Raw genomic sequence first — 6,263 nt, 5'->3', positions numbered from 1 at the left:
GTGCCAGCCTCCCATTTTCTTAACGCCATTTTTTCCAAGGCCGGGGGCGTTGAGAGAGGAGGAGGCGTTTGCGGAGAAGATTCGTTGTAACTCAGTAGCTGTATCATAATTTGAAACTGGTACTCTTTCTATTTATAGGTTTGTAATAAGAGAACAGAAAACCTGCGAGAACCGTGAGGCTACATTTATGTCAAGGCCTTCTGCCTGCTTTGAGAGCGGGCGGCCTAGCGCAAATGGCGTTAAAAAAATTATGGGCGTAGCCGACGAGCCGAAGGCGAGGGCGCTAAAATATTGTCTGAGCCAACACGCCAATCAACCCAAAACATTCTTCCGGCGAGTTTATTTTAGTGCCAGGTGCAGCCCATAATTTTTAGCCATTTGCGCGTAGCCTTGATTTTTTTTTGTTACTTTTTTTGCATCAAGGCAAAAAAAGTAAACGGACCCTTCGACCTCCCGTCGAAAAAAAGCGCCTTGCCCGTCCGGCAAAAATGTAAACAGAGTCTTCAAGGCAACCCCTCGAAAAAAAACACCCTTGCCCCTCCGGCAAAAAACTAAAAAGAGCCCCTCGACGCTCCCAGTCGAAACAAAACAGGCTACCTCTCCAGGTAGCCCATTCATATTTTTAAACCACAATAGTTGATCACCAACCTTGCTTTGCAATACCGGCTTCGATTGCCGCCAGCGCCTTTGCCTCACCAAGCAATGTAGTAAGCTTGTTTCCTTTACCATCATTACCTTGTGCCATATAAGCTCCTTTGGCAGTTTTAGTGATAACGGCATCCTGGATAGGAACACCTTTTTCCTTAGTTTTTACATTGTACGCTGTAAGTGTTACTTCAGACATGATGGTTCTTTTTTGATTTGAAAAGTTGAAATTAAGGCATTTGACCCGCTTTGAAGGTTGAATACCCTCCCAACTGATGCAAAAAGCCTGCCGCTTGTGAGTAAGGTATTGATAATCAATACATGGATATCCGGCTTTTTTATACCCAGCACGATGTGGATTTAAACTCAAATCCCACCTATTTGATTGTTTCAAAGCCTTTTAGGAAATCGATACTTGTTTTTCGGCCGGCTTTGGGCATGCTGTTCCAGGGCTTTGCAGACCGTGTTGCGGCGCGGGGATCGTGGGGAACCTGCCGATGCAGAACTAACCCGGTTTGAAACAATATCGTTTAGTTCAATGTTCCTACACTAAGCTCGATGGCCGATGGTCGAATGCCGCATTTGGATGGAGCTATTGCTGCTAATTGGTATAGGGTATTGACGCTAGTCGGTATATGTATTTTCAGCCAACGGCCATTGGTCATCGGCCATCGAATGAACTTTCTGGAGAATCTTTAAGTAAACGACATTGCGGTTGAAACGCGAAGGCGCCATCTGGCAGTGGCAAAAAGCCAAAGGTCCGATCAGCCGGACCATGCCATGCTATCGGACCTTGAACCTCTGTAAAGCCTTGCACCGATCTCTAGTAATTTTCAAACAAGGTGTAATACACAGATGCGAGCGTGCCAGCAGAAAAATTCAATTCCACCAGCTGCCATCTTTTGTTAGAAGTGACCGTTGTTAAGATCTGCCACTTTGCAACAGTGGACATGGATGGCTCAAAATCTTTTGAGATGTTCTTGTCAAAAAGAGAGAGGCGCTGTAATTTTTGTCCGTATACAGACACTCCTTTAATTGCGACGAGTTTTTCGTAAATGGTCGAAACAGAGTCTCCGATGCTGATGCTATGCTGAAAGTCATTGATGCCAGGCCATTTCGTCAAAGGAGCTCCGTTGTTCAAAAAGATGGCATCAACTTTTTCTGCTTTGAAACCGATCTGAATACCGGTTGAAGTGGCTGTAGCTTCATCAAGGAATATGCTGTTATAAAATGGGATCCTGGTTTGTATGGCGGAAAGATCATTGTATGTGTTTGCAGCAATACCGAGGTAGGCGATTTGTTTTTCTGTTCGCAGGGTTTGTACTTTAGTATATACTTCCTGTGCAGGATCACCTACATTGATTCCCCAGAATTGTCCTGTGCGTATTGTATCTGTCTCAATTGCCCTGTAAGATTGACCATCTCCGTTACCAACCGAGCCTTTCATGCACGATGCCAGAGAAAATACCAGGCTCACCGCTACCAATAATCTGATCATGAGATTGTTTTTTGTTTGCAGTGTTGACAGTCTATTTTCTTTGTTCGTTGCACGGAATGCCAGACAAAAAAGCCCCGGACGTTAAAGGTCCGGGGCTTTCATTTATTCAGATAAAAGACTATACGTCAAGTTTTGCGTATTTCGCATGGCTTTCGATGAATTCACGTCTTGGAGCCACTTCGTCGCCCATAAGCATGCTGAAGATCCTGTCAGCTTCTGCTGCGCTTTCAATAGTAACCTGCTTAAGTGTGCGGGTTTCGGGATTCATGGTCGTATCCCATAACTGGTCTGCATTCATTTCACCTAAACCTTTATATCGCTGGATGTTAACGCTGTCATCTTTTCCTGCACCAAGGCGGGCGATATGTGCTTTACGTTGTGTTTCATTATAAGCGTAAGCCTGCTCTTTTCCTTTTTTGACGAGGTAGAGCGGCGGTTGCGCGATATATACATATCCCTGTTCAACAAGTTCTTTCATATAACGGTAAACGAATGTGAGGATCAGGGTGGCGATGTGAGAACCGTCCACGTCGGCATCCGTCATGATGATCAGTTTATGATAGCGGAGCTTTGCAAGGTTCAGTGCTTTGGGATCTTCGGGTGTGCCTACTGTTACACCGAGAGCGGTGTACATGTTCCTGATCTCTTCGTTCTCATAGATTTTATGTTCCATTGCTTTTTCCACGTTCAGGATCTTGCCTCTGAGTGGGAGGATCGCCTGGAAACTGCGGTCGCGGCCCTGCTTTGCAGTACCACCCGCTGAGTCTCCTTCGACAAGGAACAACTCGCAGCGTTCCGGCGCACGGTCAGAGCAATCAGCCAGTTTACCGGGCAGACCACCGCCTGTCAGTACGGTCTTGCGTTGGACAAGTTCCCTTGCTTTACGTGCGGCAGCTCTTGCCTGCGCAGCGAGGATCACTTTGGCAACGATATTCTTTGCTTCTTTTGGATTCTCCTCGAGGTATGCTTCCAGCACTTTGGAAACCGTTGAATCAACCACACCGGTAACCTCATTGTTACCCAGCTTGGTTTTTGTCTGGCCTTCAAACTGTGGTTCCGGAACTTTTACAGAGATGATCGCGCTAAGACCTTCGCGGAAGTCATCACCTTCGATCTCTACTTTTGCTTTTTCAAACAATCCGTTCTTATCGCCATAGCTCTTGAAAACACGCGTTAATGCACGGCGGAAACCGGATACGTGTGTACCTCCTTCGATGGTATTGATGTTGTTAACGTAAGAATAGATATGCTCGCTGTAGCTGTCATTATAACTTAATGCCACTTCTACCGCAACATTTGTTCGCTCATCTCTGCCTTCAACGGAAATTACTTTTGGGATCAGCGTATTCCTGCCGGCATTCATATCAAGCATTTCTACAAACTCGACGATACCGCCTTCGCTGTAAAAGGTTTTTGTGTAGTCTGTACCATCTTCGTTCTTCTCACGCAGATCGGTTAGTATGATTCGTACCCCACGGTTCAGGAATGCGAGCTCGCGTAAGCGGCCTTCCAGGATATCCTTGTTGTAGACGGTAGTAGTAAAGATGCTCGCATCCGGCCAGAAGTGAACGCGTGTACCGGTGATATCGCTTGTGCCGATCTCACGAACTGAATACTGAGGAACACCGATCGCGTATTCCTGCTCAAATATTTTCCCTTCACGCTGAACGGTTACAAGGAGCTTGGTCGAAAGTGCGTTCACGCAGCTAACACCCACACCATGCAAACCACCAGATACTTTATACGTGTCCTTGTCGAACTTGCCACCCGCGTGCAGCACCGTCATTACGATCTCCAGTGCTGATTTTTTTTCTTTTGTATTGATGCCGGTCGGAATACCACGGCCATCATCCTGAACGGAGATGGAGTTGTCTTCATGGATCTGAACATCTATGTTCTTACAATAGCCTGCAAGAGCCTCATCGATCGAGTTATCGACGACCTCATATACGAGGTGGTGTAAACCCTTTACACCTATATCTCCGATATACATGGCGGGTCGCTTACGAACCGCTTCCAAACCTTCCAATACCTGAATACTGTCAGCACCATAACCACTGGCTGCTGCTGGTATCTGCTCTGTTGTTTCTGTGCTCATATAAGCTTGTGACCTCTGTTAAAATGTGAATTTGAAAATACCTGCAAATGTACTGAAAAAACGCGAATGAATGTACACGAATGGCCGCGAATGAACGCGACGAAAGACGTTTACAAGGACGGGCAACAAACTATAATGAAACCCTTATTGGACGCGCTATTCAGCCGATTGCTCCATATTGTCTGAAGCTACCTGATTTAATGTTTTTGATATCGTTTAAACACCTCTTATTTATACACAAAAGGTCAACAAAAAACCGGTATCAGGAAAGCTCCCAATACCGGTTTCAATTATCGTGAATTTTATATTCTTTTTGCCGCCATTTGCGTTCATTCGCGGCCTTTCGCGGCTATTCGCGTCAACGTTTGACGATCTGTGCTACCAGGTCCGCCTCGGTTGCCACTTTGTTGCCTACATATACTGTTCCTTTCATCTCACAGATGCCTCTTCTGATAGGCGCTGAAAGTTCCATTTTCAACAGCATCGTATCGCCGGGTTTTACCATTTGCTTGAACTTGCAGTTGTCGATCTTCAGGAAGTAAGTATCATACTGGCCTTCGCCGGCTAGATTGATCGCTAGAATGCCTCCGCATTGCGCCAGGGCTTCGATCTGAAGAACCCCGGGCATCACAGGGTTGCCCGGAAAATGCCCCTGGAAGAACCATTCATTGAATGTAACGTTCTTCACACCCACGATCTTGGTATCCGTCAATTCAATGATCTTATCGACGAAAAGGAAAGGAAAACGGTGGGGAAGGGTCTTTTCTATGAACTGTAAGTCATAAACAGGTGGTTGTGCGGGGTTATAAACCGGTACATCCCGCGTATGCTTATTTTTCTTGATGTATTGCTTGATCTTTTTTGCAAATTCTACGTTGCTGCTGTGACCGGGACGGTTTGCGATCACGCGGCCTTTGATCGGATACCCGATGAGCGCAAGATCACCAACGATATCCAGCAGTTTGTGACGTGCGGGCTCATTAGGAAAACGCAGTTCCAGGTTATTCAGATAACCTTCGCTCTTTACCTCGATATTATCTTTCTTGAAAATGCTTTTCAGGCGCGCCATTTCTTTTTCATCCACCGGCTTATCAACGATCACGATGGCATTGTTGACATCGCCGCCTTTGATCAGGTTATGATCCAGCAGCATTTCAAGTTCGTGAAGAAAACAGAAGGTACGGCAGGGGGCGATGCTGTTCTTGAAGTCGTACATTTTCTTCAGCTCAGCATGCTGGGTACCCAAAACGTTCGAGTTGAAATCGATCAGCGTAGTGATCTGGTATTCCAGTGCAGGCATAACCACCATTTCGACACGTTTTTCTTCATCATAGTGGTAAATATTTTCATCTATAGAGTACCACACTTTTGCAGCATCCTGCTCCAGTACGCCCGCTTCCTCGATAAGCTCAACAAAAGGTTCAGAACTGCCATCCATGATCGGCATTTCCGGGCCATTGATCTCGATCAGGCAATTATCTACACCCATTCCCACCAGCGCCGCCAGGACGTGCTCGACCGTACTTACAGACGCGCCATTACTTTGAAGCGTGGTGCCGCGGCTGGTATCAGTAACGAGGTCACAATCCGCTTTGATCACGGGTTTATTGGGCAGGTCAACACGCTGGAACTGGAACCCGAATCCGGGCATCGCAGGTTTCAGGGTAAGGTCAGCCATAATGCCGGTATGAAGGCCGGTTCCGGAGATGCTTATTTCGGTTTTTAACGTATGTTGTTTATCAGGATTGAAATTGGTATTCATGCATTTATGTTGAATGGGTGCAAAGATAATGCTTCGGGAGGGAATGTTCGTGAGCGTTGACGGTTGTCCGTTGTCCGTTGACCGTTGTCCGTTGTCCGGAATTCGAGCAAGGTGGAATAAATTGGATCTTCGTGTTATAAATGCAAAGAGAGGGGTTATCGTTATCGACGATAGCCCCTCTCTTTGCATTTATATCCGGACAACGGACAACGGACAACGGACAACGGACAACGGACAACGGACAACGGACAACGGACAAC

4 protein-coding genes are annotated in these 6,263 nt (G+C 46.4%); all 4 read right to left on the bottom strand.

What is annotated here, in order from left to right:
• Positions 1-640 precede the first annotated feature (640 nt).
• The 4 genes from LZZ85_RS28055 to LZZ85_RS28040 all read right to left on the bottom strand — a co-directional run bounded on the left by LZZ85_RS28055 (position 641) and on the right by LZZ85_RS28040 (position 6,003).
• Positions 641-1,039, bottom strand: coding sequence for a hypothetical protein (locus LZZ85_RS28055; RefSeq protein ID WP_237877436.1), 399 nt, complete (start codon positions 1,037-1,039; stop codon positions 641-643).
• Positions 1,040-1,468: 429 nt separating this feature from the next.
• A complete protein-coding gene (locus LZZ85_RS28050) occupies positions 1,469-2,143 on the bottom strand; it encodes a hypothetical protein (RefSeq protein WP_237877434.1) in 675 nt (224 codons plus the stop codon).
• Between the two features lie 118 nt (positions 2,144-2,261).
• Positions 2,262-4,241, bottom strand: coding sequence for a DNA topoisomerase (ATP-hydrolyzing) subunit B (gene gyrB / locus LZZ85_RS28045; protein ID WP_237877431.1), 1,980 nt, complete (start codon positions 4,239-4,241; stop codon positions 2,262-2,264).
• A 358-nt stretch (positions 4,242-4,599) separates the two neighbouring features.
• Positions 4,600-6,003 carry a bifunctional UDP-3-O-[3-hydroxymyristoyl] N-acetylglucosamine deacetylase/3-hydroxyacyl-ACP dehydratase gene (locus LZZ85_RS28040; RefSeq protein ID WP_237877429.1) on the bottom strand — a complete coding sequence of 468 codons (1,404 nt, stop codon included), beginning with the start codon at positions 6,001-6,003 and terminating at the stop codon, positions 4,600-4,602.
• Positions 6,004-6,263 lie beyond the last annotated feature (260 nt).

The organism is Terrimonas ginsenosidimutans (assembly GCF_022012415.1).
GTDB classification, from domain to species: Bacteria; Bacteroidota; Bacteroidia; order Chitinophagales; family Chitinophagaceae; genus Terrimonas_A; species Terrimonas_A ginsenosidimutans.
Note: the sequence above shows the minus strand (reverse complement) of the source record. Positions and strands in the feature narration are given on the sequence as shown.

What these genes read in the sequence shown, in the direction of transcription:
- gyrB (WP_237877431.1), bottom strand. Translation starts at nt 4,241, where the DNA reads ATGAGCACAGAAACAACAGAGCAGATACCAGCAGCAGCCAGTGGTTAT.
- LZZ85_RS28040 (WP_237877429.1), bottom strand. Translation starts at nt 6,003, where the DNA reads ATGAATACCAATTTCAATCCTGATAAACAACATACGTTAAAAACCGAA.
- LZZ85_RS28050 (WP_237877434.1), bottom strand. Translation starts at nt 2,143, where the DNA reads ATGATCAGATTATTGGTAGCGGTGAGCCTGGTATTTTCTCTGGCATCG.